This window comes from Amycolatopsis thermalba, assembly GCF_023376025.1.
Taxonomy (GTDB): Bacteria; Actinomycetota; Actinomycetes; order Mycobacteriales; family Pseudonocardiaceae; genus Amycolatopsis_E; species Amycolatopsis_E thermalba.
In genome coordinates, this window is the sequence record NZ_CP091196.1 from 2,889,542 (window position 1) to 2,914,939 (window position 25,398).

The following is a 25,398-nucleotide window of genomic DNA, read 5'->3' on the forward strand; positions in this document are numbered from 1 at the left end:
GCCGGGCCGTCCGTGTTCACCCGTTGACTTCGGCGATCAGTTTCGCCAGCGCTTCCGCGGTCAGCGGGCTGCCCGGGAAGGCGGACATCCGGCTCAGGGGCAGGCTGCCCACCAGCGAGATCGTCGCGGGGTCGGCCACCAGCCGTCCGATCGGGCCGCTGCCCGCGGCCGCGGCGAAGGCCTGTCCCAGCAGTTCGGCGCCGCGTGGGTCGGCGAACCATTCGGCCACTGTGGACTCCCCGGTCAGCGGTACCCGCACGTCGTCGCCGGTCACCTCGGCCATCGCCGTCGTGTGCAGGTCGCGTGAGGACGAACCGACCGCGCAGTGGTACTCGCCGCCCTCGACGATCCACCGGTGCAGGCGCGTGTCCCAGTAGGCCAGGTCCTCGCGGGCGATGTGCAGCACCACCTCGGCCGTCTCACCCGCCGCGATCGGCACGCTGGCGAACGCTTTCAGCTCCCGCGGTGCGCGGCGCACGCGCGAGCCCGGCACGCTCACGTACACCTGCACCACTTCACGCCCGTCCCGGTCGCCGGTGTTGGTCACCGGCACCCGCACCTCGATGCCCGCGTCCGTCGCGGTCGCGCGCGCCTCGCCGTACTCGAACGTGGTGTACGACAGCCCGAAACCGAACGGGTAGGCCACCTCCAGCTCGCGGGCGTCGAAGCCGCGGTAGCCGACGTGGATCCCCTCGCCGTAACGCACGTGCCCGTTCTCGCCGGGGAAGTCCAGGAAGGACGGATGGTCGGCGAGCCGGACCGGGATGGTCTCGGCGAGCCGTCCGGACGGATTGACGCGTCCGAAGAGGACGTCCGCGATCGCGCTGCCGCCGGCCTGGCCGAGCAGCCAGCCCTCCACGATCGCCGGCACCGCGGCCTCCCACGGGCGGGTCAGCACCACGGTGCCGTTGGACAGCACCACGACCGTGCGGGGATTCACCGCCGCGACGCGCTCGATCAGTTCGCGGTGCGTCGCGGGCAGGTCCAGGCTTTCCCGGTCGGCGCCCTCGGTTTCGTGCTCGCTGCCCACGAAGACCAGCGCGACATCGCTGTCCGCGGCGAGCGCGACCGCCTCGTCCACGTCGTCGTAGCCGGGGGCGAAGCGCACCGGCGCCGATCCGGCGAGCGCGGTGAGGGCGCCGTCGAGCCGCGTCGGCGTGATCTGCGAGCTGCCACCGCCCTGGTAGCGCGGGGTGCGGGCGAACTCGCCGAGCACCGCGAGCGACTGGCCCGCCCGCAGCGGCAGCACCCCGCCCTCGTTCTTGAGCAGCACGATCGCGCGTCCGGCGATCTCGCGGGCGAGCGCGTGGTGGGCGTCGGCGTCGTACCCGGCCGGCTCCCGCTCGCCGGCGCGCTCGACCAGCGCGCGCACCCGGTCCGCGGCCGTCCGCAGGGCCGCGGGGTCGAGCCGCCCGTCCGCGACGGCCTCGGCCAGGGCGCGGTCGCCGGTGTCGTCGGGGCCGGGCATGGTCAGGTCCAGCCCCGCGGCGACGGCGGCCACCCGGTCCGCGACCGCGCCCCAGTCCGACACCACGACACCCTCGAACCCCCACTCGTCGCGCAGGACCTCGGTCAGCAGCCAGCGGTTCTGGCTCGCGTGGACGCCGTTGATCCGGTTGTACGAGCACATCACGGTCCACGGCCGCGCCTGCGTCACCACCCGCTGGAACGCGCGCAGGTACATCTCGCGCAGCGTGCGCTCGTCGACGTCGGCGCTGATCCGCATGCGGTCGGTTTCCTGGCTGTTGACCGCGAAGTGCTTCAGCGACGCGCCCACGCCGCGGCTCTGCAGACCGCGCACCCACTCGGTGGCGAGCACGCCGGTCAGCAGCGGGTCCTCGGCGAAGTACTCGAAGTTGCGGCCGCCCAGCGGGGTGCGCTTGAGGTTGATGCCCGGGCCGAGCAGCACGGCGACGTCCATCGCGCGGCACTCGTCGCCGAGCGCCTCGCCCATGCGGCGCAGCAGATCCGGGTCCCAGGTGGAGGCCGTCGCGACGGCGGGCGGGAAGCAGGTGGCCGGGCGCCCGGTGACCACGTCGTGCTCGCTCGCCTGCAGGCGCACGCCGTGCGGGCCGTCGGTGACGGTGATCGACGGCAGGCCGGCGGCGGGGGTGGTGTGCCAGAAGTCGTTGCCGCTGGTGAGGGCCGCCTGGTCGGCGACGGTGGGATCAGGCTCCACGTGGCGTCCTTACCTAGTACCTAGTAGGTACTCGGTAACCTAGGATGCCGGCATGGCGGCAGTCAACACACGGCGGGAGCGGACGCGCCTGCCCGCGGCGCAGCGGCGCCGGCAGATCCTCGACGTGGCGACGCGGCTGATCGGGGAGGGCGGGTTCTGGGCGCTGTCGATGCAGGACGTGGCCGACGCGTGCGGGCTGACCGTGCCCGGGCTGCTGCACCACGTCGGGTCGAAGGACGGGCTGCTGCTGGCCGTGCTGGACCACCGGGACGCCGAGGACTTCCGGTCGCTGGCCGGGCAGCTGGGCCTGTCCGAGGGGGCCGGGGGCTGGCCGCGGGGGATCTCGCTGGCCGAGGCGTGCGAGGCGCTGGTCCGGCGCAACGCCACGCAGCCGGAGATCGTGCGGCTGTTCTCGGTGCTGCAGGCCGAGTCGCTGGCGCCCGGCCACCCCGCGGCGGCCTACTTCGCCGCCCGGCAGGAGCGGGTGCTGGCCGAGTTCACGGCGATGGTGACCGGCCGCGTGCCCGATCCGGAGTCGCTGGCGCGCCAGGTGATGGCGGTGATGGACGGGCTGCAGATCCAGTGGCTGCGCGATCCGGCCGGCATGGACCTGGTGGCGGAGTGGCGAGCCGCGGCGGCGCGGTTGTTCGCGGGGCCGTGAGGGCGGTGAGGGCCATGCCGGTTGTGAGCGGTGGGCCGCCGGGGGTGGCGGCCCACCGAACCGGTCAGCCCACCGCCACGGGCGTCTCCGCCGTCGCGCGGGCTGCGGCTTCGCGCTCGGCGCGGCCCCACGTCTCGCGCGTCAGCAGCGCCGACACCAGGCCCAGCGCGGAGTAGGCGAGGAACAGCAGCGCCGGCCCGAGCCAGCCCAGCCACAGGAACAGCAGCGTCGTCACGAACGGCGTGACCCCGGAGATCATCGCCGAGATCTGGTACGCCAGCGACGCCCCCGAAGAGCGCGTCTTCGCCTGGAACAGCTCCGGGAACCACGCGCCCTGGGCCCCGGCGAGCGCGTTCTGGCACACCGCGTACGACACGACCACCGTGACCACGATCGCGATGATCGACGCCGTGTTGACCAGCAGGAACATCGGGATCGCCCACAGCGCGCCGAACAGCGTGACCCACAGGTAGACCGGGCGTCGCCCGATGCGGTCGGTCAGCCCGCCCCACGCGACCGTCGCGCCGATGCCCACCGCCGAGGCGATGCACAACGCCATGATCGTCTCGCCGCTGGAGGCCAGCTCCGCCGACTTCAGGTACGAGATCATGTACGTGATGGCCACCGCGTAACCGGCCGTCTCGGCGATCCGCAGCCCGATGCCGCGCAGCACGTTGCGCCAGTCCTCCCGCAGCACCTGCACGATCGGCGCCTTCACGATGTCGCCGCTGTCGCGCACGTCCTCGAACACCGGCGACTCCGGCACCTTGGCCCGCACGATCAGGCCGACGATCACCAGGATCAGGCTGGCCAGGAACGGCACCCGCCACGCCCAGTCGCCGGAGAGGTTCACCGACACCAGGAACACCAGGTTCGCCAGCAGCAGCCCGATCGGGAACCCGGCCTGCACGATGCCGGTGAACGCGCCCTTGCGGCGCCACGGCGCGTGCTCGTAGGTCATCAGGATCGCGCCGCCCCACTCGGCGCCGTAGGCCACCCCCTGGATGATCCGCACGGTCACCAGCAGCGCCGGGGCGAGCACGCCGGCCGTCTCGTACGTCGGCAGCAGGCCGATCGCGAACGTGGCCAGTCCCATCACGATCAGGGACGCCACCAGCACCGGCTTCCGGCCGATCTTGTCGCCGAGGTGCCCGCCGATGATGCCGCCGATCGGCCGCGCGACGAACCCGACACCGAGCGTGGCGAACGCCGACAGCGTGCCGATCACGGGCGAGGCGTTGGGGAAGAACGCCGGTCCGAAGTAGAGGGCCGCGGCGGTGCCGAAGCCGATGAAGTCGTAGCTCTCGATCACGGCCCCGGCGGTGGAGCCCCAGGCGACGCGGCGCGCATCGGGCGTGCCGTGCACCGGGCCGCGCATGGTGAGCGCTTCGCTGCGCATTGTCGATTGCCTTCCTGTCAGGGGCCACCACGACCCTACGTCGTCGTGCCCGCCTGTTAACAATGCAGGACATCGTGCGTTGCTGAGGCAGGTATGTCAACAGTGCGCTTCGGCATCTACCTGCATGTCACCGGCGAATTCTGCGGAAACCTTGCCTGTTGACACTTCTCTGTTAACATTCCCGCTCATGAAACGAACCGGATGGCCGGGCTGCTCGACGATCAGCTTCCGGCACCTGCCACTGCCGTCGGCGCTGGCGGTCATCGCGGAGTGCGGGTTCGGCGAGATCGACCTCGGCGCGCTGCCGGGGGTCTGCGACCACGTGCCCTACGACCTGACCGACGACGCGGTGCGCGCCGTCGCCGCCGAGGTGGCGGCCTCCGGGCTGCGGGTCCGGTCGGTCAACGGCGACATCGGTGACCTGAACCGGCCGCACGACGAGGCCGAGCGGGCGGCCCACCTGCGCCGCCTGCTCGACCTCACCGCGGCCTGCGGGGCGGACGCGCTCGTGCTGCCCTGCGGCGCCCAGTCCCACGACCCGGTCGCGACCCTGGACGAGGACCTCGACCTGATCGCCGCCCAGCTGCACGGGGCGGCCGAAGCCGCGGCCGGGCACGGCGTCGCCATCTGGGTGGAGGCCCCGCACTTCCACCGCCTGTGCTGGAACACCGGCCTGGCCGGGCTGCTGGCGGACCGGCTCGACCCGGCCGTGGGCCTGGTGCTCGACACCAGCCACATCGTGGCCTCCGGCGGTGACCCCGCCGCCTACGCCGAGCGGTTCGCCGGGCGCATCGCCCACGTGCACCTGCGCGACGCCACCCCGGGCCACATCAACCACAGCATCGGCAACGGGGTGGTCGACTTCGCGGCCACCTTCGCCGCGCTGCGCGCCACGGGCTACCAGGGCGCCAGCTCCCTGGAACTGGAGACCCGGGACGTCACCGACGACGAACGGCCGGCGGCCGCGGTCAAGGCCGCGGCCTACATCGCCGGCCTGTGAACCCCACGCGAGGAGAAACCGACATGCCTGACACGCAGCGCACCGCCGTGATCACCGGGGCCGGCGCGCCCCGCGGGATCGGCAAGGCCACCGCCGCCCGCCTCGCCCGCGACGGCTGGGCCGTGGCCGTGCTGGACCTGGACGAGCCGGCCGCCAAGACGGTCGCCGACGAAATCGCCGCCGAGACCGGCGCGCCGGTGTTCGCCCACCGGGTCGACGTGGCCGACGAGCCGTCCGTGCTCGCCGCCTACCAGGCCGTGCGCGCCGAGGTCGGCGCCGGACGGTTGCCCGCGGTCGGCGCGGTGGTCAACATCGCCGGCATCACCTCGCCGGTGCCGTTCCTGGAGACCACGCTCGAGCTGTGGAACAAGGTGATGGCGGTCAACGCGACCGGCACCTACCTGGTCACCAAGGCGTTCCTGCCGGACCTGATCGAGGCCGGCTGGGGCCGGATCGTGAACATGTCCTCGGTGTCGGCCCAGCAGGGCGGCGGCGTGTTCGGCCGCACCCCGTACAGCTCGGCGAAGGCCGCGATCCTCGGCTTCACCAAGGCGCTGGCCCGCGAGCTGGGTGACGCCGGGGTCACCGTCAACGCGGTCGCCCCGGGCGCGGTGGACACCGACATCCGCGTCGGCACCACCGACGAGCTGGAGGCCGCCATCGTCAAGGGCATCCCGCTCGGCCGTCAGGCCACTGTGGACGATGTCGCCGCGGTGATCGCGTGGCTCACCAGCGAGGACGCCGGTTACCTGCAGGGCACGACCATCGACATCAACGGCGGCTCGTTCCTCCACTGAGGACGGAGAACGCGATGACCTACCTGAGCAACGATCCGGCGAGCTTCGCCGAAGACGCCCTGGCCGGGTTCTGCGAGCTGCACGCCGGCACCGTGCGGCGCGTGCCCGGCGGGGCGGTGCGCCGCGCCCGTCCGGCGCGGCCCAAGGTGGCCGTGCTGCCCGGCGGCGGGTCCGGCCACTACCCGGCCTTCTACGGCATCATCGGGCCCGGCCTGGCCGACGGCGCGGTGAGCGGCAACCTGTTCACCTCGCCGTCGTCCCAGGACGCGATCTCGGTGGCGCGGGCGGCGCACTCCGGCGCCGGTGTCGTCTTCGCCTACGGCAACTACGCCGGGGACGTGATGAACTTCGGCCTGGCCACCGAACGCCTGCGGGCCGAGGGCATCCGGGCGGAGAACGTCGTCGTCACCGACGACATCGCCAGCGCGCAGCGGCCGGGTGAACGCCGCGGCATCGCCGGGGACTTCACCGTCTTCAAGGTGATGGGCGCGGCCGCCGAGGAGGGCCTGGACCTCGGCGAGGTGGTCCGCGTGGGCCGCAAGGCCAACGACGCGACCCGCACGATCGGCACCGCGTTCGCCGGCTGCACGTTCCCCGGCGTGGACGCCCCGCTGTTCACCGTGCCGGACGGGCACATGGGCCTCGGGCTGGGCATCCACGGCGAACCCGGCCTGCGCGACGTGCCGCGGCCGTCCGCGCGGGAGCTGGCCGGGGACTTCGTGCGGCGGATCCTCGCCGAGAAACCGGCCGGGGCGGGGGAGCGGATCGCGGTCCTGCTCAACGGACTCGGCTCGGTCAAGCACGAGGAGCTGTTCGTGCTGTGGACCGACGTGAGCCGGCTGCTGCGCGACTCCGGCCACACGCTGGTGCAGCCCGAGGTCGGCGAGCTCGTCACCAGCCTCGACATGGCCGGGGTGTCGCTGACCGTGACCTGGCTGGACGACGAGCTGGAGCGGCTGTGGACCGCGCCCGCGTGGACACCCGCCTTCCGCCGCGGCGCCATCACCGTGGACACCGGTGAGGAGGCCGTCGCGGAGGTGACCGACGACGCCCCGCGCTTCGCCGAGGCCTCCGCCGAGTCCCGGGAACTGGCCGCGTCCGTGCTCGACGGGCTGCGCGCGGTCCGGAAAGCCCTGCACGAAGCCGAATCCGAGCTGGGCGCCATCGACGCGGTGGCCGGCGACGGTGACCACGGCCGCGGCATGGTCCGCGGCATCGACGCCGCCGTCACCGCCGCGGAGGCCGCCTGGCACGCGGGCGCCGGGGCCGGTGACGTGCTCGCCGCTGCCGGGGACGAGTGGGCCGCCCGCGCGGGAGGCACCTCCGGGGTCCTGTGGGGCGCCGGGCTGCGCGCGGCGGGCGAGGAAATCGGCGGCGGCGCGATCGACGCCCGCGCCGCCGTGACCGCGTTCGCCGAGCGCGTGATGTCCCTCGGCGGCGCCGAACCCGGCGACAAGACCCTGGTCGACGCGCTGGTGCCGTTCCGGGACCGGCTCGAATCCGGCACCTGGGCCCAGGCCGCGGCGGCGGCCGAGGAAGCCGCGCGCGCCACCGCGGACCTGGTGCCGCGCAAGGGACGGGCCCGCCCGCTCGCCGAACGCAGCGTCGGCACCCCCGATCCGGGAGCCGTGTCGCTGGCCCTGATCGCGCGGACAGTTTCGGACTACCTGGCAGGAGGGACGCGGTGAACTACCGCATCGTGGTCGGCTGCGACGACGCCGGCCTGGACTACAAGGAACAGCTCGCCGCGGACCTGCGGGCCGATCCGCGGGTGGCCGAGGTGATCGACCTCGGCGTGCACCGCGGCGCCGACGACGTGCACCGGCCCTACCCGGAGATCGGGCTCGCCGCGGGCGAGGCCATCCGTGACGGCGAGGCCGACCGGGCCGTGCTGGTGTGCGGCACCGGCATCGGCATGGCGCTGTCGGCCAACAAGGTGCCCGGCGTGCGGGCCACCACCGCGCACGACTCGTTCTCCGTCGAACGCTCGATCCTGTCCAACAACTGCCAGGTGCTCACGCTCGGGCAGCGGGTGATCGGGCTGGAGCTGGCGCGGCGCCTCGTGGCAGAGTGGCTGGGATACACCTTCGACGAGCGGTCCGCCAGCGCGGCGAAGGTATCGTTGATCAGCGAGTACGAACGGTGTTGACGACCAGCCCGGGGAGGGCGCGCGTGGTGAAGGAGCCGAACCGCAACCTGCGGCAGATGGCTGTCGACACGCTGCGCCAGGCCATCACGACCGGCGAGTTCCCGCCCGGCAGCCACCTCGGCGAGGTGCAGGTCTCCGAGCAGCTCGGCATCAGCCGCGGCACCCTGCGCGAGGCGTTCCGCCAGCTTCAGCAGGAGGGGCTCGTCGAGTACGGCGAGCGCGGCCGCGTCACCGTCCGCTCGATCAGCGAGAAGGACATCATCAACACCTTCACCGTCCGGGCCGCGCTGGAGGCGCTGGCCGGCGAGACGCTGGCGTCGAGCTACTACCGCGAGGAGCACTGCCGCCGCCTGCGGGCCGCGGTCGACCGGATGGCGCGCGCCACCCGGGTGTCGCTGGAGGCCCAGATCGAGGCCGACCTCGCCTTCCACGAACTGCTGGTCGAGCTCACCGACAACGACGCGCTGGTGCGCTCGTGGAAGCTGCTCGAAGGACCCATCCGCATGTGCATCATGTACCGCGGCCTGGAACGCGCCCTGTCCAACATGAGCCCGGGCCGTCACCTGGAGATCGTCACGGCGATCGAGTCCGGCGACCCGGTCAAGACGCAGAGCGTGATCTCCGAGCACATGGTCGCCACCGCGCAGGCCCTGCTGTTCGGCACCGTGCGCACCCGCCCGCGCATCGAGATCACCGGCGAGAACTGACTCCTCTTCCCGGGCGGTCGTCCCGCCCGCATCACGGAAGCGATCACTCATGACTGCATCGATCGCGCCGTCGGCCACCCGTGCCGAGCGCGTCGCCGCGGCGGCCCACCGCATGCGGCACCACATCCTGAACATGGGCCAGGCCCAGGGGCAGGGCTACGTCGGGCAGGCGCTCGGCGCCGCCGACCTGCTCGCCACCGTCTACACCGATCAGCTGCGGCTGCGGCCGGAGGATCCGGAGTGGCCGGAGCGGGACCGGTTCCTGCTGTCCACCGGGCACTACGCGATCGGACTGTACGCGGCGCTGGCCGAAGCCGGGGTGGTGCCGGTCGAGGAGCTGGAGACCTACGGCTCGGACGACTCGCGCCTGCCCATGTCCGGCATGGCGACCTACACGCCGGGCATGGAGATCTCCGGTGGCTCGCTCGGCCACGGGCTCACCGTCGCCGTCGGCATGGCGCTCGGCCTGCGGTTGCAGGGGTCCGCCGCGCGGGTGTTCAACTTCCTCTCCGACGGCGAGCTGGACGAGGGCTCCACGTGGGAGGCCGCGATGGGCGCCGCGCACCACCGGCTCGGCCTGCTCACCGCGATGGTCGACATCAACGCGCTGCAGGCCGACGGCCCGACCGCCGGGGTGCTGCGCACCGAGCCGGTCGTGGACAAGTGGGCGGCCGCGGGCTGGTTCGTCCGCCGCGTGGACGGCAACGACATCCCCGCCCTGCTCGCCGCCTTCGACGAGATCGCCGAGCGGGCGCGGCCGGACGGGCAGCCGTCGGTGCTGCTGTGCGACACCCGCATCGGCCGGGGCGTGCCGCTGCTGGAGACCCGGGAGAAGGCGCACTTCATGCGCATCGACGAGCACGAGTGGGACATCTGCCGCGGGCAGCTGGACGAAGGAGCGCGGGCGTGACCACCACCAAGCGGCTGACCACGTCGGCGATGATCGCCTCGTTCGCCGACCCCGGCCAGAAGACGACCAGCGCGCCGTTCGGGCACGCACTGGCCGCGCTCGCCGAGCGGGACAGCCGGGTCGTCGGGCTGACCGCCGACCTCGGCAAGTACACCGACATGCACGTCTTCGCCCAGGCCCACCCGGACCGGTTCTTCCAGGTGGGCATGGCCGAGCAGCTGCTGCTCGGCGCCGCCGCCGGGATGGCCGAGGTCGGGCTGGTGCCGTTCGCGTCGACCTACTCGGTGTTCGCGGCGCGGCGGGCCTACGACTTCCTGTGCCTGGACATCGCCGAGCCGAACCTCAACGTCAACGTCGTCGGCGGATTGCCCGGCCTGACCACCGGCTACGGGCCGAGCCACCAGGCCACCGAGGACATCGCGATCTTCCGCGGCATGCCGAACCTGACGATCGTGGACCCGTGCGACTCGGTCGACATCGAGCAGGCCGTGCCGCAGCTGGCCGCGTGCGAAGGCCCGACGTACCTGCGGCTGCTGCGCGGCAAGGTGCCGACGGTGCTGGACGAGTACGACTACCGGTTCGAGCTCGGCAAGGCCGCCGTGCTGCGCGGCGGGAACGACGTCGTGTTCGTCTCCAGTGGACTGATGACGATGCGGGCCCTGCAGGCGGCGGAGAAGCTGGCCGCGCACCGGGTCGACGTGGCGGTCGTGCACGCGCCGACCATCAAGCCGTTCGACTCGGAGACCGTGCTGCGGGAGATCGCCGGGGACCGGCTGGTGGTGACGCTGGAGAACCACACCGTGGTGGGCGGCCTGTTCGAGACGGTCGCCTCGGCGGCGGTGCGGGCCGGGGTGGCCGGCCGGATCGTGCCGGTCGCGCTCCCGGACGAGTTCCTGGCCGCCGGCGCGCTACCGACGCTGCACGACCGGTACGGGCTGGCCACGGACCGCGTGGTGAAGCGGGTGCTGTCCGAGCTGGGCTGAGTCCGCCCCGGTGCGTCGGGTGAGCGGGGCGCGGCCGGTGGGTCGGTTCCGGGGTGGGGTCGGCTCGTCTGGTGGGCTCGGGCGGCGGTCGGGTGTGGGTGTCCACCGTGGCCGGTTCCGGGTCGGGCCCTCCGGCCGGGCTGGGCTGAGTCTGCGCCCCGGTGCGGTGGGGTGGTCGGGGTGCGGCCAGCGGCGTCAGCCCCCGCCGGCCCGGGACATCCCTTGAACGCCGTGCGCTACCCCCGGACGGGGGTAGCGGCCACGCCGGGGAGTCGACTTGCCCTGGTCGCGCGGGTACCGTGGGGCGACCGACGATGGTGTGGTGCGAGGAGGACGGACGCCGATGTCTGACGCCCGCTCGGTGCTGCATGAGGAGTTGGCGGGAGCCGCCCGCGCGGCCGGGTTGCCCGTGGTGTTCGGCGGCGAGGTGATCGACGGGCGGCTGCGGTTGTCCGGCTTCGTCGGGACCCGCACGACCGCGCTGCACAACCTGGACGTCCTGCCGGGCGCCGGACTGGGCGGCCGCGTGCTGATGCAGGGCCACCCGATCTCCGTGAGCGACTACGGCAGCGCCCGCACCATCACCCACGACTACGACCGCCCGGTGCTCGCCGAGGGGCTGGCGTCGATCATCGCCGTGCCCGTGCGCAGCGGTGGCCGCTGCCGCGGCGTGCTGTACGGGGCGGTGCGGCGGCCGGTGACGTTCGGCGACCGCGTCCGGGACGCCCTCATGGAGTCCGGCAGGCGGCTGGCCCGCGAGCTGAGCGAACGCGACGAGCTGACCGCCCGCCTGGACTCGCTGTCCCCGGGAGCCACCCGCGAGGAGCTGCGCTCGGTGCACTCCGAGCTGCGGGCCATCGCCGGGGCCCTGCCCGACCCGGAAGCACGCCGCCGGATCTACGCGGCCGCGCAACGGCTCGTCGACCTCGGCGAGGGCAGGCCCGCCCCGGGACCGAAGGTGCGGTTGTCCACCCGGGAGACCGACGTGCTCGCCCAGGTCGCCCTGGGCTTCACCAACGGCGAGGTCGCCGAGCGGCTGTCGCTGTCGCGGGAGACGGTGAAGGCCTACCTGGGTTCGGTCATGCGCAAGCTGGACGCCCACACCCGGCACGAGGCCGTCGTCAAGGCGCGCCGGCTGATGCTGCTGCCGTGAGCGAGCCGGTGGCGCCACGCGGCGCCACCGGCTTCCTCAGGCCTAGACCGCGGTCGGTTCGCCGGCCTGCTCGGCGGTCATCACGGTGCCGCGGGTCTCCTTGAGCGCCAGCGTGGACACCAGCGAGATCAGCCCGGTCACCGCGAGCATCACGCCGACGGCGATGCTGCCGAAGCTCGCGGTCAGGTTGGGCGCCACCAGCGGCGGGATCGCGCCGCCCAGCACACCCGCCAGGTTGTAGCCCAGCCCCGCGCCGGTGTAGCGGAAGCGGGTCTGGAACAGCTCCGGCAGGAACGAGCCGGCCGGCCCGTACGCCACCGCGAAGATCATCAACGTGCCCACCACGCCGATGCCGAACGCGACCGGGCTGCCGGTGTCCAGCAACGGGAACAGCACCAGCGACCACGCCACGCCCAGCGCCGAGGAGTACACGATGACCCGCCGCCTGCCGAGCCGGTCCGACAGCACCCCGGCCACCACGATGACGATCCCGAACACGACCGCCGCCGCGATGCCGATGCCCAGCACCACCGGACGGGTCAGCCCGGTCTTCGTGCCGTAACTGGTCAGGTACGTCGTGCCCATGTAGAAGAACGCGAACAGCATCGTCAGCGAACCGGCGGACAGCAGGATCTCCCGCGGCTGCTTGCGGATCGCCTCCAGGAACGGCAGCCGCTTCGGCCGGTCCAGGTCGGCGGTGCCACCGGCGGCGACGAAGGCCGGCGTCTCGGCGATGCTCATCCGCACGTAGAAACCGACGGCCACCAGCAGGATGCTGACCAGGAACGGCACCCGCCACCCGTAGTCCAGGAACGCGGCGTCCGCGTCGCCCATCACCAGGTTGGTCACCAGGAACGTGCCGCTGGACAGCGCGAACGCGATCGCCGGGCCGAGCTGCGGGAACACCGCGTACAGGCCCCGTTTGGCCGGCGGCGCGTACTCCGCCGTCAGCAGGGTCGCCCCGGCCCATTCGCCGCCGACCGCGAGCCCCTGCGCGAACCGCAGCACGACCAGGATGATCGGCGCGGCCACCCCGATCGTCGCCGCGCCGGGCAGCAGTCCGATGAGGACCGTGGCGATGCCCATCAGCAGCAGCGTGGAGATCAGCGTGCGCTTGCGGCCGATCCGGTCGCCGTAGTGTCCGAAGAGGATCGCGCCGACCGGCCGGGCGATGAACGCGACGGCGAACGTGGCGAACGAGGCCACGGTCCCGGCCGTGGCGCCCAGCGCGGGGAAGAACACCTTCGGGAACACCAGCGCGGCGGCGGTGCCGTAGATGAAGAAGTCGTAGTACTCGATGGTCGTCCCGACGCAACTGGCCACGGCCACCTTGCGCATCGGGACCGCCGGGGTCTGGCTCGACACGGGTTCTCCTCGTCGTTGAGGTCTGATGGGCAGGAATGGTCCGGTATGGACAAACCGGGCGCTACCCCCATCCGTGGGTATCGCCCCGGCGGGGGCCGGCGGCATGATGTCGGGCAGCCCGAGCGAAAGGACACCAAGCGGTGAACGCGACCGATGCCTACCGTGCGAGCAGGGACCAGTTGGTGGCGCTGCGTACCGACCACGCCCGCGCCGTGGCCGAGTTCCGCTGGCCCGAGCTGGGGGAGCGGTTCAACTGGGCGGTGGACTGGTTCGACGCGATCGCCCGGGACAACGACCGCCCCGCGCTGGTGATCGCCGAGGAGGACGGGTCCACCACGGAACGGTCCTTCGCGGAGATGTCGCGGGCCTCCGACCGGCTGGCCGCCTGGCTGCGGGAGCGGGGCGTGCGCCGCGGCGATCCGGTGCTGCTGATGCTCGGCAACCAGGTCGAGCTGTGGGAGTCGATGCTGGCGATCATGAAGCTGGGCGCGGTGATCCTGCCGACCACCAGCGCCGTCGGCCCCGCCGACCTGACCGACCGGATCGCCCGCAGCGGCGCGAAGTTCGTCATCGCCAACGCCGCCGACACCGGCAAGTTCGCCGACGTGCCCGGCGACTACACCCGGATCAGCGTGGGCGAGGCGGACGGCTGGGCCGATCTGCGCGCCGCCGCGGACCTGCCGCACACCCCGGCCGGGCACCCCGGGACCGCGCCGACCGACCCGCTGCTGCTGTACTTCACCTCGGGCACCACGTCCCGGCCGAAGCTGGTGGAGCACACCCAGGTGTCCTACCCGGTCGGTCATCTGTCCACGATGTACTTCCTCGGGCTGCGGCCGGGCGACGTGCACCTCAACATCTCCTCGCCCGGCTGGGCCAAGCACGCCTGGTCGTGCTTCTTCGCGCCGTGGATCGCCGAGGCGACGATCTTCGTCTACAACTACCGCCGCTTCGACGCGGTCGCGTTGCTGGAGCAGCTGCGGACGCGGCGGGTCAGCTCGTTCTGCGCGCCGCCGACGGTGTGGCGGATGCTGATCAACGCCGACCTCGGCGAGCGACCGGCCGCGCTGCGCGAGGTCATCGGGGCGGGTGAACCGCTCAACCCGGAGGTGATCGGGCAGGTCCAGCGCGCCTGGGGCCTGACGATCCGGGACGGGTTCGGGCAGACCGAGACCACCGCGCAGGTCGGCAACACGCCGGGGTCGGCGGTCAAGGCCGGGTCGATGGGCCGCGCCCTGCCCGGCGTGCCGGTCGTGCTGGTCGACCCGGCGAGCGGGCGGCCGCTGGACGGTCCCGGCGAGGGCGAGATCTGCCTGGACCTGTCACGCGAGCCGGTGAACCTGATGACCGGCTACCGGGGCGACCCCGAGCGCAACGCCGAGGCCATGGCCGGTGGCTTCTACCACACCGGTGACGTGGCCACGATCGACGACGAGGGCTACATCACCTACATCGGGCGCACCGACGACGTGTTCAAGGCCAGCGACTACAAGATCAGCCCGTTCGAGCTGGAGTCGGTCCTGATCGAGCACCCGGCCGTGGCCGAGGCCGCGGTGGTGCCCGCGCCGGACCCGGTGCGGCTGGCCGTGCCGAAGGCCTACATCGCGCTCGCGCCCGGCCACGAGCCGACGAAGGAGACGGCGCTGTCGATCCTGCGGCACGCCCGGGAGAACCTGGCGCCCTGGCAGCGGGTGCGGCGGATCGAGTTCTTCGAGCTGCCGAAGACGATCTCGGGCAAGATCCGGCGCGTCGAGCTGCGGTCCCGGGAGGACGAGCTGGGCACCGGCAGCCCCGCCGAGTGGCGCGACGACCAGTTCCCGGACCTGCGGGCCTGAGGCCCGCCTCCCTCGCGCAGTAGGTTGGAGGTGAGCAACCAGTGAGGGAGGACGAACGTGGGTCTGAAAGTCGGCTACAAGGCCTCGGCGGAGCAGTTCGGTCCGCGGGATCTGGTCGAGTACGCCGTGCGGGCCGAGGAGCTGGGCCTGGACTCGGTGATGGTGTCCGACCACTTCCTGCCGTGGCGGCACGAGGGCGGGCACGCGCCGTTCGCGTTGTCGTGGATGTCGGCGGTGGCGGAGCGGACCAGCCGGGTGCAGATCGGGACGAGCGTGCTGACCCCGACGTTCCGGTACAACCCGGCGGTGATCGCGCAGGCGTTCGCGACGATGTCGTTGCTGTCCGGCGGCCGGGTCGTCCTCGGCGTGGGCACGGGCGAGGCGCTGAACGAGATCGCCGTGTCGGGCCGGGAGTGGCCGGAGTTCAAGGAGCGGTTCGCGCGGCTGCGTGAGGCGATCAAGCTGATGCGCGAGCTGTGGACGAGCGACAACGTGGCGTTCGAGGGCGAGTACTACACGCTGGTCGACGCCAAGATCTACGACCGGCCGGAGCAGCCGGTGCCGGTGTACGTGGCCGCGGGTGGCCCGGTGGTGGCGAAGTACGCGGGCCGCGCCGGGGACGGGTTCATCTGCACGTCGGGCAAGGGCATGGAGCTCTACACCGACAAGCTGATGCCCGCGGTGGCCGAGGGCGCCGCGGCGGCGGAGCGGGACGTCGCGGGCATCGACAAGATGATCGAGATCAAGATGTCCTACGACCGGGATCCGGAGAAGGCGCTGGAGAACACCCGGTTCTGGGCGCCGCTGTCGCTGACCCCGGAGCAGAAGCACTCGGTGTCCTCGGCGGAGGAGATGGAGCGGCTGGCCGACGAGCTGCCGATCGAGCAGGTCGCCAAGCGGTGGATCGTGGCGTCGGACCCGGACGAGGCGGTCGCGCAGATCAAGCCGTACCTGGACGCGGGCCTGAACCACCTCGTGTTCCACGGCCCGGGCCACGACCAGGAGCGGTTCCTGAGCCAGTTCGCGGAGGACGTGCTGCCGCGGCTGCGCGCCCTGGGCTGAGGCGTTCGCCGCTCACGGGCTACGTGTCCGTGAGCGGCGCCGCACTCGGGCGACCGGCCGGTCCTGCCGGGGCGGTTCTTGCCGCGGTTCGCCGCTGAGGCCGCGTGCTCTTGGGCTGGAGGCACCCGCCGCTCGCGGGCTGCCTGCTCGTGAGCGGCGCCGCGCACCCGGGACGCCCGCCTGGGCCATCCGCTGGTTGCCCGCCACCCCGTCGCCCGCGGGCCCCGTGTCCGTGAGCGGCGTCATGGTGCGGGCCCTCCTCCGGCGAGAGTAATTTCGGGAATTAGCGAAATGTCGAAGGACGGTGCGGGTGCTCCCTGAGTGCAAGGCCCTGGCGAACGAGACGCGGCTGCGCATCCTGGAGTGGCTCAAGGACCCGGCGGCGCACTTCCCGGCGGCCGGGGAACCGGCCGGGCCGGGGGTGTGCGTCGGGCTGATCCAGCAGAAGGCCGGGACCTCGGCGTCGACCGTCTCGGTGCACCTGGCCATCCTGCAGCGCGCCGGTTTCCTGCTGGCCACGCGGCAGGGCCAGTGGACGTACTACCGGCGCGACGAGGACCGCATCCGCGCCTTCACCGCGACCTGTGACCCGGAAAAGGTGAGCCCGTCATGTCCCCAGTCCTGTCCGTCCTGGACCTCGCGCCGATCGCGCCCGGCCAGACCGCGCGCGAGAGCTTCGCGGCCAGCGTGGCGCTGGCCCAGGCGGCCGAGCGCAGCGGCTACCGGCGGGTCTGGTACGCCGAGCACCACAACATGGCGTCCATCGCCTCCAGCGCGACCAGCGTGCTGATCGGGCACGTCGCCGAGCACACCTCGACGATCCGCCTCGGCGCGGGCGGCATCATGCTGCCCAACCACTCGCCGCTGGTGATCGCCGAGCAGTTCGGCACCCTGGGGACGCTGTTCCCCGACCGCATCGACCTCGGGCTCGGCCGCGCGCCGGGCAGCGACCAGCAGACGATGGTGGCGCTGCGGCGCGATCCGATGTCGGCCGATTCGTTCCCGCAGGACGTGCTGGAGCTGCAGGCCTACCTGAGCGGCAAGGCCGTGCAGGGCGTGCGGTCGGTGCCGCGGCCCGAGGGCGTCGTGCCGCTCTACATCCTGGGCTCGTCGCTGTTCGGGGCGCAGCTGGCCGCACAACTCGGGTTGCCGTACGCGTTCGCGTCGCACTTCGCGCCGGACTCGCTGCACCAGGCCGTCGCGCTGTACCGCGAGCGGTTCCAGCCGTCGGAGCAGCTGGCCGAGCCGTACGTGATCGCCGGGGCGAACGTGTTCGCGGCGGAGGACCACGACGAGGCCGAGGCCCAGCGGACGGTGGCCTACCGGGCGCGCACCCGCGCGATGCTGTCGCAGGGCCGCGCGGGCGCCAACTTCACCGACGCCGAGATCGACGCGTTCCTGGCCTCGCCGCGCGGCCGCGGCCTGGCGGGGATGACGCGCTACACCGCGGTCGGCACCCCGGCCGAGGTGCGGGCCTACCTGGCGGACTTCGCAACCGACGCCCAGGCCGACGAGCTGATCCTGGCGCACCACGCGCACGACGTCGCGGACCGGGTCCGCTCGATCGAACTGACGGCGAACGCCATGACCGCGGTCGCCTAGCGGCCCGCCCCTCCGGCCGCCGGGTAATATCGGCCGGGTTGTTGAGCAGACAGCGACCGGGTGCGGGCCCGGTGCTGTCATCACTGGTCGCTCGCCCCGTATCCGCAGGTGGTAGGGAAGGACGCGACCAGGATGAGCGACGGTGCGGCAGGCCAGCTCGAGCACCTCGACGAGGTGACCCGTGCTCTCGAGGAACTGGCCGGCACGGTCGGGAACACGGACGACTTCGACGCGCTGCTGCGTGTGGTCTGCGAGCAGGTCGTCCGTGTGGTGCCCGGGGCCGACATGGCTTCGATCACGGTGCTCGACGGGTCCGGCGCGCGGTCGGTCGCCGCGACCGACGACCGCGCCGCGCGGATCGACGAGGCCCAGTACGCCGAGGACGACGGCCCGTGCCTGCGCGCGGCGCGAACCGGCCAGGTGGTCCGGGTCGAGGTGAGCACGGCGCGGCAGTTGTGGCCGCGCTTCTCCGCGGTCGCCGCCGGGGACGGGGTGGCGAGCTACCTGGCTTCGCCGCTGCAGGTGCGCGACGAGGCGATGGGCGCGATCAACCTGTTCGGGTTCGGCGAGCACGGGTTCCGCGACGTCGACCAGAAGTACCTGGAGCTGTACGCGACGGTGGTCGACACGGTGCTGCGCCTGTCCCGGCGCGCGCTGCGCACCCAGGAGCAGGTGCGGCAGCTGCGCACGGCCATGCGCACGCGCGGGGTCATCGAGCAGGCCAAGGGCATCCTGATGGCGGCCAGGCGGATCAGCGCCGACGACGCCTTCCAGCTCCTGGTGGGTCAGTCGCAGCGGGAGAACGTCAAGCTGCACACCATTTCGGCGCGGTTCGTCGCCGAGCACTCCGGCCACGAGGTGGACCCGGACGACAGCCTGCCGAACTGAGCGCTCAGGCCGTCGGGGGAACCGCGCCGGTGATGGTGAAGACCCGGTCCAGGCCGGTCAGTTCCAGCGGCCGCAGCACCCCGCGGTTCGTGGCGACCAGGGTCAGGTCCTGCCCGGCGGCCGCGCACTCGCGGGACACCTCGACCAGCAGCGCGAGCCCGCCCGAGTCGAGGAAGCCGACCTGCTGGAGGTCGAGCACCACGGCGCGCGGCGGGGGCACCGGCGCGCCCGCCCGGGCCGCGTCCAGACCATCACGCAGATGGATGACGGTGCCGGCGTCGATTTCACCCGTCACGGTCACGACGAGGGCGTCCGGGCGGTAGGCCCACTCCACTTTCAGGTTCGTCACGGGACCTCCTGGCAAGCTCGTCGGCTCGCGAAGAACAGGGCGGGACGCGGACGACGCGCACCGCGGGCGGGACATGGCGAGCCACAGCTGCTTGTATAACCGTGACCTGGCCGACCTTACCCCATCGCCCGGCTAGGCTTGCCCGGCGCGGGCGGTGGGCCGCGCGGAGGAGACGAGGTTGTCATGAGCGAAACGGTCCTGTCCGCGCCCGAGGTGCTCTCGATCGCGCAGGAGCTGGCCGAGATCGGCAGGCTCGTCGATGACGACGACGTGAGCGCGACCCTGTCCCGCTACGTCGCCCGGGCCGTCGCGCTGCTGCCCGGCTGTGACCGCGCGACCATCACGGCGCGCACCGACGTGGGCACCGCCGAGGTGCTGGCGGCCGCCGGGAAGCCGTTGCCGGAGCCGCCGACCGACGGGTCCGGGCCGGACCCGGTCACCGAGGCGCTGACCTACCGCGAGCCCCGGCGCCTGGACGACACGGCGACCGACCGGCGCTGGCCCGCCTACGGCGCGCACCTGCGGCGGCACGGGTTCGGCAGCGCGCTGACGCTGCCGCTGCCCGGCACGGAGTCCGGGGCCGCGTTCAGCGTGCTGTCCACCGAGCCCGGCCGCTTCGGCGATGGCTCGCACGACCTCGCGCTGCTGTTCACCCTGCACGCGGGGGTGGCGTTCGACAACAGCGCGCTCTACCACGACAACATCCGCCTGCTGGGGCACGTGCAGACCGCCCTGCGCACCCGGACGGTGATCGCGCAGGCCCAGGGCCTCCTGATGCGCCACGACGACCAGTCCGCGGACGAGGCGCTGGCCGCGTTGAAGCGGATGTCGCAGCAGCGGAACGTGAAGTTGCGCGACGTGGCGGCCGCCCTCGTGGCGGCTCACCACGCCGGCCGGCTGGCCGACGTGCTGCACGCGCGCTGACGGCCCGCCGGCCTCCCTCCTCGTCCCAACACCTTGCGGGAGCCGGCGCCGCGGATCACCGCTCCGCGGCGCGCCCGCGGGCCAGGCCGGTCAGCAGAGCCCCGGCCAGCGTCGTGCCCAGCAGGACCACCGTGCCCGCCGCGGCCAGGAACACGTGCCCGCGGTCGGCGAGCGCGAAGATCCGCGTCGGCAGCGTCTGCCAGTCCGGTGGGTACAGCATCATCGTCGCGCCCAGCTCGCCCAGTGACATCGCCAGCGCCAGGCTCGCCGAGGCCACCATCGACGGCAGCAGCAACGGCAGGCGCACCCGCAGCAGGACCCGGACCGGGCCGGCGCCGAGGCTCTCCGCCACCAGCGCGAGCTGCGGATCCGCCCGGCGGCACGCGGCCGACACCGTGCTGTAGGTGAACGGCAGCACGATCAGCAGGTGCCCGAGCAGCACGATCCACCGCGTCCCGTTGAGCAGCACCGGCGGCCGGCTGAACGCGACCAGCAGCGCCAGCCCGAGCACCACCGACGGCACCGCGATCGGCAGGTGGAACAGCGTGTCGGCCAGCCGCCGCAGCCGGGGCGGCGCGGACGCGGCGGCCAGCGCGGCCCACGTGCCCAGCAGCACCGACCCGGCGGAGGCGATCAGCCCGGTCTGCACGCTCACCGACAGGCTCGCCAGGTTCTCCCCGGACAGCGCCTCGCCGAGGTGCGCCGCGGTGAACGCGCCCGGCAGTACCCCGGTCCACGAGCCCGCGACCGCCGCGAGCACGATCATCACCAGCGGCGCCGCCACCACGACGGTGAACAGCACCGCGAACACCACGCGCACGGCGATCCGGCTACCCCGCGTCCACAGCAGCACGGCGGTCTCCCTTCGACAGCGCCCACCGGTGAGCGCGGTAGAGCAGCAGCGAGAACACCACGTTCACCACCGCCACGACACACGCCGCCGGGTAGTCGAACGTCACGATCCCCTTGGTGTAGACGAGAACGGGCAGCGTGGTCACGTCCTTGGCGCCGATGAACAGCACGATGCCGAACTCGTTCATCGCCAGCAGCATCGTCAGGCACGCGCCGGACGCGAGCCCGGGCAGCGCCCCGGGCAGCACGACCTGCCGCAGCACCCGCCACGGGCCGGCGCCCAGGCTCGCCGCCACGTTCAGCTGCGCCGCCGGGATCTGCCCGAACGCCGCGAGCGCCGGCCGCAGCACGAACGGCGTGTAGAACGTGATCTCGGCCAGCAGCACGCCCCACGGCGAGTACAGGAACCCGGCGCCGGGGAAGATCCCCGCGCTGCCGTAGAGGAACGTCAGCGACAACGCGATGAGGAACGACGGGAACGCCAGCATGGTGTCGGCGAGCCGGGACAGCGCCCGGGCGCCCGGGAACGGCACGAACGCGATCACCAGCGCCAGGAACGTGCCCAGCAGCACGCAGCCGGCCGTGGTGCCCAGCGCGATCGCCACCGTCCGCCACGCGGCGCGGAGGAACTCGGCCGACCCGAGCACCTCCAGCCACACCGCGAACCCGGCACCGCCGTCCTCGGCGGTCAGCGACTGGCGGACCACCAGGGCCAGCGGATAACCGAAGAACGCCACCACCACGAGCAGCGGCGGCACCAGCCAGGCCGCTACCCGAGCGGGACGACCGGGCAACCGTCCGGAATGGACACCCCGACCCGCTGCCCGACGCCGGGCAGCCCGTCCACCGTCGCGACCTCCGCGCGGACCGGACAGGACCCCGACGTCAGCTCCAGGTCGAGATCGAGCCGGAAGCCACTGCCACGCCATTGCACACCCTTCAAGGTCGCGGGGAACAGTTCGCGGCCCGGCGCGTGCACGCCGAGCCGGTGCGGCCGCACCCCGAGCGCGACCGCACCGCCGGGGACACCGGTGACCGGTCCGGCGGGCAGCTCGCGCCCGCCGAGCCGCACGGTGACCAGGTCGTCGCCGTCGTGGCGCACGAGTTCGACCGGGATCAGGTTGGCCGCGCCGAGGAAGCTCGCGGTGAACTCGCGCGACGGCCGGTGGTAGAGCCGGCCCGACGGCCCGGCCTCGACCAGCTTCGCGTCCCGCATCACGGCGATCCGGTCGGCCAGCGCGAGCGCCTCACCCTGGTCGTGCGTGACGTGGATCAGCGTGGTGTCCGGCAGCTCCGCCCGCAGCCGCAGCAGCTCGGCGACCATGTCCTCGCGCAGCGCCGCGTCGAGCGCGGACAGCGGCTCGTCCAGCAGCAGCACCGGCGGCCGGATCGCGAGCGCGCGGGCGATCGCCACCCGCTGCTGCTGGCCGCCGGACAGCTCCCGCGGGTAGCGCCGGGCGTAACCGGCCATGCCGACCAGCTCCAGCGTCTCCCGCACCCGCTCGCGGACCTCGGCGCGGGGCAGGCGCCGCGCCCGCAGTCCGAACGCGACGTTGTCGGCCACCCGCAGGTGCGGGAACAGGGCGTAGTTCTGCACCACGACACCGAGGCCGCGGCGCGACGGGGGCAGATCGGTGATGTCCGCGCCGTCGAGCAGCACCCGGCCCGCGCTCGGCCGGACGAACCCGGCGATCGCCTTCAGCGCGGTGGACTTGCCCGAGCCGGACGGGCCCAGCAACGCCAGCGTCTCGCCCCGCCCGACCGTCAGGTCCACTTCGGACAGCGCGCAGGTGCGTCCGTAGTGGACGGACACCCCGCGCAGCTCGATCGCCGGTGTCACCGCCCGACGGCCTTCCGGTAGGCGTCCAGGTCGGCGTCCAGGCCGGCCAGCACCGCGTTCCAGTCCGGCTGCCAGATCTCCACGCCCTGCAGCACCGCCTTGATCCGGTCGGCCTTGGGCCCGCTCACCGCGACGTCCGCCCGGCCGGGCAGCCCGTAGGCGTCCACGGCGGTCGCCTGCACCTGGGGCGAGAACAGGAAGTCCACCAGCTTGCGCGCGTTGTCCGGGTGCGGCCCGCCCGCGACCTGGCCGGCGTAGTAGGGCAGCGCGAACGTGGACCGGGTGCCGGTCGCGTCGGCCGGGAAGAACACCTCGAACCCGCCGCTCGCCTCGATCTCGGCGAGGTTCATCTGCACGTCGCCGTTGGCCACCAGCAGCTCGCCCTTGGCGACCTTGGGCTGCAGCTTCCCGGTCGACGACGACGGGCCGACGTTGTTGGCCTGCAACCTCGCCAGGTAGTCCAGCGCGCCCTGCTTGCCGAAGACGTGCTGCAGCTGGAGCAGCACCGCGGTGCCGTCGCCCGCCTCGCCGGGGGTGGAGTACTGCAGCTTGCCCCGGTACTTCGGGTCGAGCAGGTCGTCCCAGGTCCGCGGCGCCGGCTGCCCCGTGGTGGCGATGAAGCACAGGTAGTTGTTGATCATCGGCGCGTAGCCGGAGCCGGTCAGCAGGTTCTGCGACGCGGCCCGCTGGATGAACGGCGGCAGCGTCACCAGGACGTCGGCCTGCGGGTTGGCCCGCTCCTTCTCCACGCGCGAGGTGACCTCGCCGGAGCCGGCGGTGACGACCTGGACGGTGATGCCCGTCCGGGCCGTGAACTCGCCGAACCGCTGGGCGTACCAGTCCTCCAGGCCGTCGGCGGTGTAGAGGGTGACGACGTCGGTGCCGTTGCCGCCCGCCGTGCCGCCACAGGCGGACAGCACGGCCATCAGCACGGCGGCGAGCGCGACGCTCAGTTTCCTTCGCACGGGAGCACTCCTAACGCGGTGGGGAGATCGGAGACGGAGTCCAGGACGTGGGTGGCGCCGGCCGCGCGCAGGTCGGCGGCGGTCCCGGCACCGGTCAGCACCCCGGCGGCCACCGGCGCGCCGGAGCGCAGCGCGGTGCGGATGTCGGACGGGGTGTCGCCCGCGACGGCCACCGCGCGCATGTCGGTGACCTCCAGGCGCAGTGCGGCGGTCAGCACGAGATCGGGGAACGGGCGGCCACGCACGCCGGGGCCCGGGGCGAGCGCGAGGTCGGCGAGGTCCTGCCAGCCCAGCGCGTCCAGGATCGCGTGCTGGGTGCCGGCGGCGAACCCGGTGGTGAGCGCGACCTTGACCCCGGCCGCCCGCAGCACGCGGATCGTGTCCGCCGCGCCGGGCAGCGGCACGCAGTGTCCGGTGTGGACGAGTCCTTCGTAGACGCGGCGGAACTCGTCGTTCGCCCGCTGGGCGAGGGTTTCCTCCCCGAGCAGGGCGCGGAACACGGTGATCTTCGACTGGCCCATGGTGCGCCGGACGTGGTCCAGCATCGGCGGGTGCCGGTCCGCGGGCACGCCGACGGCGGTGATCGCCGCGGTGAAGGCCCGCTCGACGAGCCCGTCGTCGGCGACCGTGGTGCCGGCCATGTCCAGCACGACCAGCTCGGGGGTCACAGCCCGGCCTCCTTCGCGGTGTCCTCGGCGATCGCGGGCGCGCACGTCATCCCGCGGCCGCCCGGCCCGGTGACCAGCCAGGCGTTGTCGGCGACGCGGGCGCGGTGGACGACCACCGACGGGTCGGCGGACTGCGCGTAGACACCTGCCCAGCGGCGCACGATCCGGGGGAGCGGCCTGCCCAGCAACGCCCCGGCGACCGCGCTCAGGTGGTCGTAGGGCGCCTCCTCGACGTCGAACGGGAACGGCTCGTCGTAGCCGTGCGTGTCGCCGATGGTGAGCCCGCCGTCGCGGCGCTGCACCATGAGCAGCTGCATCGCGTGCGCCGCGGCGACCTCGTTCTGCGGCTGCTCGCGGTTGAGGGCGGTGAGCGCGTCGCCGCGGTAGGCCGGGTAGTAGCGGAAGCTGTCCCCGTCGGCAACCGACGTGGTGAGCGGCTCACCCAGCGGTTCGGTCTGCGCCATCTGCAACCGCACGCGGCGCACGGGCAGATCCGCGGCCAGCTCGCGGACCAGGCCACCGAGCCGGGCGCCGGTGCACAGCAGGACCAGGTCGCCCTCGTGCCGGTCGCCGTGGTCGTCGAGCACGCCGAGCCGGGTCAGCGCGCGGACCTCGCGGCCGGGCAGCCAGGTGTAGCGGCCGCTGGTCGCGAGCGCGGCGCGCAGCGCGGGCTGTGCCGTGCGCGGTTCGACCGCCGCGTCCTGCGGGCACCACAACGCGCCCAGGAAGTCGCCGCGCAGCGCGGGGTTCAGCGCTCGCGTCTCCGTCGCGTCGAGCAGTTTGAACTCGCGGTCGGCCGGCGCCGCGGCGGCGACGGCGTACTCGGCCTCGGTCCGCAGCACGGTGAGGGAGCCGTTCGCACGGAACCCGAGCCCGGGTGTCCGCGCGCCGACCTCCTCCCACAGCCGGCGCGCCCGCAGCGCCGTCTCCAGCTCCATCCCCGGGGCGCGGCCGCTGACCCACACCAGCCCGAAGTTGCGCACGGACGCGCCCCGCGCCTCGCGTTCCCGTTCGATCTGGACCACGTCGTGGCCGCGCCGGACGGCCTGCCAGGCGTGCAGGGTGCCGAGCACCCCGCCACCCACGATGAGAATTCGCACGACGCAACCT

At 73.1% G+C, this 25,398-nt stretch carries 24 protein-coding genes; 14 read left to right on the plus strand and 10 right to left on the minus strand.

What is annotated here, in order from left to right:
• Positions 1–16 precede the first annotated feature (16 nt).
• Entirely contained in the window at positions 17–2,179 is a 2,163-nt protein-coding gene (locus tag L1857_RS13935; RefSeq protein ID WP_116109589.1) for a glycoside hydrolase family 3 C-terminal domain-containing protein, read from the minus strand.
• Between the two features lie 52 nt (positions 2,180–2,231).
• On the opposite strand from L1857_RS13935, the gene L1857_RS13940 reads away from it, so the two are divergent.
• Positions 2,232–2,840: a TetR/AcrR family transcriptional regulator gene (locus L1857_RS13940; protein WP_116109588.1), complete on the plus strand. Its 609-nt coding sequence runs from the start codon at positions 2,232–2,234 to the stop codon at positions 2,838–2,840.
• A gap of 64 nt (positions 2,841–2,904) precedes the next feature.
• On the opposite strand, the gene L1857_RS13945 is transcribed toward L1857_RS13940, so the two are convergent.
• Positions 2,905–4,239: an MFS transporter gene (locus tag L1857_RS13945; protein ID WP_094005174.1), complete on the minus strand. Its 1,335-nt coding sequence runs from the start codon at positions 4,237–4,239 to the stop codon at positions 2,905–2,907.
• Between the two features lie 187 nt (positions 4,240–4,426).
• Here L1857_RS13945 and L1857_RS13950 point away from each other — a divergent pair, with 187 nt between their 5' ends.
• From L1857_RS13950 to L1857_RS13985, 8 genes are all read left to right on the plus strand, one after another.
• Positions 4,427–5,239, plus strand: coding sequence for a sugar phosphate isomerase/epimerase family protein (locus L1857_RS13950; protein WP_094005173.1), 813 nt, complete (start codon positions 4,427–4,429; stop codon positions 5,237–5,239).
• A 23-nt stretch (positions 5,240–5,262) separates the two neighbouring features.
• The gene (locus L1857_RS13955; RefSeq protein WP_094005172.1) at positions 5,263–6,036 is read left to right on the plus strand and encodes an SDR family NAD(P)-dependent oxidoreductase; all 774 of its coding nucleotides are present in this window, start codon (positions 5,263–5,265) and stop codon (positions 6,034–6,036) included.
• A gap of 14 nt (positions 6,037–6,050) precedes the next feature.
• Positions 6,051–7,724, plus strand: coding sequence for a dihydroxyacetone kinase family protein (locus L1857_RS13960; protein ID WP_249465263.1), 1,674 nt, complete (start codon positions 6,051–6,053; stop codon positions 7,722–7,724).
• The gene (locus L1857_RS13965; RefSeq protein WP_094005170.1) at positions 7,721–8,185 is read left to right on the plus strand and encodes a ribose-5-phosphate isomerase; all 465 of its coding nucleotides are present in this window, start codon (positions 7,721–7,723) and stop codon (positions 8,183–8,185) included. Before L1857_RS13960 ends, L1857_RS13965 begins: the two co-directional genes overlap by 4 nt.
• Positions 8,186–8,241: 56 nt before the next feature.
• Positions 8,242–8,892, plus strand: coding sequence for a GntR family transcriptional regulator (locus L1857_RS13970; RefSeq protein WP_240323063.1), 651 nt, complete (start codon positions 8,242–8,244; stop codon positions 8,890–8,892).
• A gap of 49 nt (positions 8,893–8,941) precedes the next feature.
• Positions 8,942–9,802, plus strand: coding sequence for a transketolase (locus L1857_RS13975; protein WP_116109586.1), 861 nt, complete (start codon positions 8,942–8,944; stop codon positions 9,800–9,802).
• The gene (locus L1857_RS13980; RefSeq protein ID WP_094005167.1) at positions 9,799–10,785 is read left to right on the plus strand and encodes a transketolase family protein; all 987 of its coding nucleotides are present in this window, start codon (positions 9,799–9,801) and stop codon (positions 10,783–10,785) included. The genes L1857_RS13975 and L1857_RS13980 overlap by 4 nt, the downstream gene beginning before the upstream one ends.
• 343 nt (positions 10,786–11,128) lie before the next feature.
• A complete protein-coding gene (locus L1857_RS13985) occupies positions 11,129–11,938 on the plus strand; it encodes a LuxR C-terminal-related transcriptional regulator (RefSeq protein WP_094005166.1) in 810 nt (269 codons plus the stop codon).
• 42 nt (positions 11,939–11,980) lie between these two features.
• Here the strand turns inward: L1857_RS13985 and L1857_RS13990 are convergent, their stop codons facing one another.
• Positions 11,981–13,303: an MFS transporter gene (locus L1857_RS13990; RefSeq protein ID WP_094005165.1), complete on the minus strand. Its 1,323-nt coding sequence runs from the start codon at positions 13,301–13,303 to the stop codon at positions 11,981–11,983.
• A gap of 140 nt (positions 13,304–13,443) precedes the next feature.
• Here L1857_RS13990 and L1857_RS13995 point away from each other — a divergent pair, with 140 nt between their 5' ends.
• The 4 genes from L1857_RS13995 to L1857_RS14015 all read left to right on the plus strand — a co-directional run bounded on the left by L1857_RS13995 (position 13,444) and on the right by L1857_RS14015 (position 18,690).
• Positions 13,444–15,138 (plus strand): AMP-binding protein, encoded by a 1,695-nt coding sequence (locus L1857_RS13995; RefSeq protein WP_249465265.1) that lies wholly within the window; start codon positions 13,444–13,446, stop codon positions 15,136–15,138.
• Between the two features lie 57 nt (positions 15,139–15,195).
• Positions 15,196–16,200 (plus strand): glucose-6-phosphate dehydrogenase (coenzyme-F420), encoded by a 1,005-nt coding sequence (gene fgd / locus L1857_RS14000; protein WP_094005163.1) that lies wholly within the window; start codon positions 15,196–15,198, stop codon positions 16,198–16,200.
• Positions 16,201–16,809: 609 nt separating this feature from the next.
• Entirely contained in the window at positions 16,810–17,802 is a 993-nt protein-coding gene (locus L1857_RS14010; protein ID WP_249465267.1) for an LLM class flavin-dependent oxidoreductase, read from the plus strand.
• Between the two features lie 132 nt (positions 17,803–17,934).
• A complete protein-coding gene (locus L1857_RS14015; RefSeq protein ID WP_094005160.1) occupies positions 17,935–18,690 on the plus strand; it encodes a GAF and ANTAR domain-containing protein in 756 nt (251 codons plus the stop codon).
• A 4-nt stretch (positions 18,691–18,694) separates the two neighbouring features.
• Here the strand turns inward: L1857_RS14015 and L1857_RS14020 are convergent, their stop codons facing one another.
• The gene (locus L1857_RS14020; RefSeq protein ID WP_094005159.1) at positions 18,695–19,039 is read right to left on the minus strand and encodes an STAS domain-containing protein; all 345 of its coding nucleotides are present in this window, start codon (positions 19,037–19,039) and stop codon (positions 18,695–18,697) included.
• A 183-nt stretch (positions 19,040–19,222) separates the two neighbouring features.
• Between L1857_RS14020 and L1857_RS14025 the strand changes: the two genes are divergently transcribed.
• Positions 19,223–19,963, plus strand: a complete 741-nt coding sequence (locus L1857_RS14025) for a GAF and ANTAR domain-containing protein (RefSeq protein WP_116109582.1) — start codon at positions 19,223–19,225, stop codon at positions 19,961–19,963.
• Between the two features lie 55 nt (positions 19,964–20,018).
• Here the strand turns inward: L1857_RS14025 and L1857_RS14030 are convergent, their stop codons facing one another.
• The 6 genes from L1857_RS14030 to L1857_RS14055 are packed head-to-tail and all read right to left on the minus strand — an operon-like array spanning position 20,019 to position 25,388.
• Positions 20,019–20,816: an ABC transporter permease gene (locus L1857_RS14030; RefSeq protein WP_116109581.1), complete on the minus strand. Its 798-nt coding sequence runs from the start codon at positions 20,814–20,816 to the stop codon at positions 20,019–20,021.
• Positions 20,794–21,573: a 2-aminoethylphosphonate ABC transporter permease subunit gene (locus L1857_RS14035; RefSeq protein ID WP_429727759.1), complete on the minus strand. Its 780-nt coding sequence runs from the start codon at positions 21,571–21,573 to the stop codon at positions 20,794–20,796. The genes L1857_RS14030 and L1857_RS14035 overlap by 23 nt, the downstream gene beginning before the upstream one ends.
• 11 nt (positions 21,574–21,584) lie before the next feature.
• Positions 21,585–22,655 (minus strand): ABC transporter ATP-binding protein, encoded by a 1,071-nt coding sequence (locus L1857_RS14040; protein WP_249465271.1) that lies wholly within the window; start codon positions 22,653–22,655, stop codon positions 21,585–21,587.
• Positions 22,652–23,620, minus strand: a complete 969-nt coding sequence (locus tag L1857_RS14045; RefSeq protein ID WP_249465273.1) for a 2-aminoethylphosphonate ABC transporter substrate-binding protein — start codon at positions 23,618–23,620, stop codon at positions 22,652–22,654. The genes L1857_RS14040 and L1857_RS14045 overlap by 4 nt, the downstream gene beginning before the upstream one ends.
• A complete protein-coding gene (locus L1857_RS14050; RefSeq protein WP_094005154.1) occupies positions 23,605–24,288 on the minus strand; it encodes a phosphonatase-like hydrolase in 684 nt (227 codons plus the stop codon). The genes L1857_RS14045 and L1857_RS14050 overlap by 16 nt, the downstream gene beginning before the upstream one ends.
• The gene (locus L1857_RS14055; RefSeq protein WP_249465276.1) at positions 24,285–25,388 is read right to left on the minus strand and encodes a TIGR03364 family FAD-dependent oxidoreductase; all 1,104 of its coding nucleotides are present in this window, start codon (positions 25,386–25,388) and stop codon (positions 24,285–24,287) included. Before L1857_RS14055 ends, L1857_RS14050 begins: the two co-directional genes overlap by 4 nt.
• Positions 25,389–25,398: the final 10 nt, after the last annotated feature.

Excerpts from the sequence above, each read along its gene's own strand:
- L1857_RS13940 (WP_116109588.1), top strand. The coding sequence starts at position 2,232 with ATGGCGGCAGTCAACACACGGCGGGAGCGGACGCGCCTGCCCGCGGCG.
- L1857_RS13945 (WP_094005174.1), bottom strand. The coding sequence starts at position 4,239 with ATGCGCAGCGAAGCGCTCACCATGCGCGGCCCGGTGCACGGCACGCCC.
- L1857_RS13950 (WP_094005173.1), top strand. The coding sequence starts at position 4,427 with ATGAAACGAACCGGATGGCCGGGCTGCTCGACGATCAGCTTCCGGCAC.
- L1857_RS13955 (WP_094005172.1), top strand. The coding sequence starts at position 5,263 with ATGCCTGACACGCAGCGCACCGCCGTGATCACCGGGGCCGGCGCGCCC.
- L1857_RS13960 (WP_249465263.1), top strand. The coding sequence starts at position 6,051 with ATGACCTACCTGAGCAACGATCCGGCGAGCTTCGCCGAAGACGCCCTG.
- L1857_RS13970 (WP_240323063.1), top strand. The coding sequence starts at position 8,242 with ATGGCTGTCGACACGCTGCGCCAGGCCATCACGACCGGCGAGTTCCCG.
- L1857_RS13975 (WP_116109586.1), top strand. The coding sequence starts at position 8,942 with ATGACTGCATCGATCGCGCCGTCGGCCACCCGTGCCGAGCGCGTCGCC.
- L1857_RS13985 (WP_094005166.1), top strand. The coding sequence starts at position 11,129 with ATGTCTGACGCCCGCTCGGTGCTGCATGAGGAGTTGGCGGGAGCCGCC.
- L1857_RS14010 (WP_249465267.1), top strand. The coding sequence starts at position 16,810 with ATGTCCCCAGTCCTGTCCGTCCTGGACCTCGCGCCGATCGCGCCCGGC.
- L1857_RS14015 (WP_094005160.1), top strand. The coding sequence starts at position 17,935 with ATGAGCGACGGTGCGGCAGGCCAGCTCGAGCACCTCGACGAGGTGACC.
- L1857_RS14025 (WP_116109582.1), top strand. The coding sequence starts at position 19,223 with ATGAGCGAAACGGTCCTGTCCGCGCCCGAGGTGCTCTCGATCGCGCAG.